Origin of the sequence: Pseudomonas sp. EL_65y_Pfl2_R96 (assembly GCF_963970905.1) — a bacterium.
Lineage (GTDB): Bacteria > Pseudomonadota > Gammaproteobacteria > Pseudomonadales > Pseudomonadaceae > Aquipseudomonas.
Genome location: NZ_CAXAQH010000078.1, coordinates 1 through 2,034, shown reverse-complemented (window position 1 = coordinate 2,034; position 2,034 = coordinate 1). Strand labels below are relative to the sequence as shown.

General features: G+C 61.4%; 1 protein-coding gene. It reads left to right on the top strand.

Features of this window, described 5'->3' with window-relative positions; genetic code table 11:
• Window positions 1-2,034, top strand: a 2,034-nt coding sequence (locus AACY49_RS29455; protein WP_339527683.1) for a DUF6531 domain-containing protein, incomplete at both ends; no start/stop codon positions are given.

The window sequence follows — 2,034 nt, the reverse complement described above, 5'->3', positions numbered from 1 at the left end:
GCGCCTCGTGAAGGCGATTTTCACGATCATCAATACCTTCATCAGCTACGTCGACCGCTACAAAAAAGTCGCCGCGCGTGGCATCGCGGCGGGCATGAAAAAAGGCCGGATGCAATTGAGCTGGAGCGCACGTCGCAACGCTGCGCTGAAGAAAGACGAACACCACGACGACTCCCCCGATCAAGCGAAAAACCCCAACGGCGACAGCGCCACTTGCGCGCCGTCGACCTGCAAAAATGGCTGCCCGGTATCGATGGTCACCGGCGAAGAACTGCTGACCCTCACCGACGGTGTGCTGGACGGCATCCTGCCGTTCGACTTCACCCGGCTCTATCGCACCAGCGCTGCCGAGATCGACTGCGGCCTCGGTTTTGGCTGGAGTCATTCGCTCGCCCATCGGCTGGAGATCGAGGGCGACAGCGTCATCTGGATCGACCACGAAAACCGCCGCACCACTTTCCCGCTGCCGAACCACGAACGCCCGGCGATCCATAACAGCCTCTCGCGCGCGGCGATTTATCTCGGCGACGAGCCCGAAGAACTGATCCTCTCCCAGGCTGGCGACGACGCACGTTTTTATCACTTTCATAACGGTCGGCTGACGGCAATCAGCGACGCGTACGACAACCGTTTGCGCATCACCCGCGACCGCCAGGAGCGCATTCAACGCCTCGACAACGGAGCTGGCCGTTCGCTGCTGTTGCGCTATGACCGCGCCCACCTGATCGCCGTCGACTATCAGGTTTTTGTCCCGGCGCAGACCCTCGCCGAGGCCTGGCACACCGAGCAAACGCTGGTCAGTTACCGCTACGACGAATGCGATCAACTGATCGAGGCGAGCAACGCCGCCGGCGAGAGCGAACGCTACGACTACGACGATCAGCACGTGATCCTGCAGCGGCAATTGGCCGGTGGGGCGAGTTTTTTCTGGGAGTGGGAACGGTCCGGCAAGGCTGCCAGATGTGTTCGCCACTGGGCGTCGTTTTCGCAGATGGACACGCGTTATGTCTGGGATGACGAGGGCAGCGTCACCGTCCAGAACATCGACGGCAGCGAAGAGGTTTATGTCCATGACGACCGGGCGCGGCTGGTGCGCAAGGTCGAGCTGGATGGTGGCGAACACCTCAAGGCTTATGACGAGCAGGGGCGGTTGGTGGCCGAGCAGGATCCGCTCGGGGCCGTCACTGAATACCGCTATGACGAAGTCGGACGGTTGGTGGCGCTGATTCCGCCGGAAGACGAGCCAACGGCCTACGAATACCGCAACGGTTTCCTGCATGCGCGCTATCGCGGCAACGCGATGTGGAAGTATCAGCGCAATGCGCAGGGGGATGTTACCGAAGCCACCGATCCGGACGGGCAGGTCACCCACTATCACTACGACGAACAAGGTCGGCTGCTGTCGATCCGCTACCCGGACACCAGTCGGCATGTGTTCGTCTGGAATGCCTTGGGGCAGTTGCTCGAGGAAACGCTGCCGGATGGCGGGCAGCGACGCTTTTCCTACTATGCGCTGGGACGGCAGGCGACCTGTCAGGACGAACACGGTGCGATCACGAAGTACCAATGGGATGCCATTGGCCGACTGATCCAGACGACCCTTCCTACTGGCGCCAGCCGCGCCTATAGCTACAACGCCTACGGCAAGATCACCGCCGAACGCGATGAGCTGGACCGCATCACCCGCTATGAATACGTCGACGACCTGCACCTGGTCAGCCGCCGGATCAACCCCGACGGCACCCAGCTCCAGTACCGCTATGACAACGCGCAGCTGTTGCTCACGGAAATCGAAAACGAATCTGGCGAAACATATCGCCTGGACTACACACCCAACGGATTGATCCGACAGGAAACCGGCTTCGACGGCCGCCGCACCGCGTACGTCTACGACCTCAACGGTCATTTGCTGGAGAAAACCGAGTTCGGCGATGACGGCTCGCAGCGGGTTACGGGGTATCAACGGGACTCGGCCGGACGGTTGCTGACCAAGACCCTGCCCGACGGCATCCAGGTCGACTATCGCTACGACTC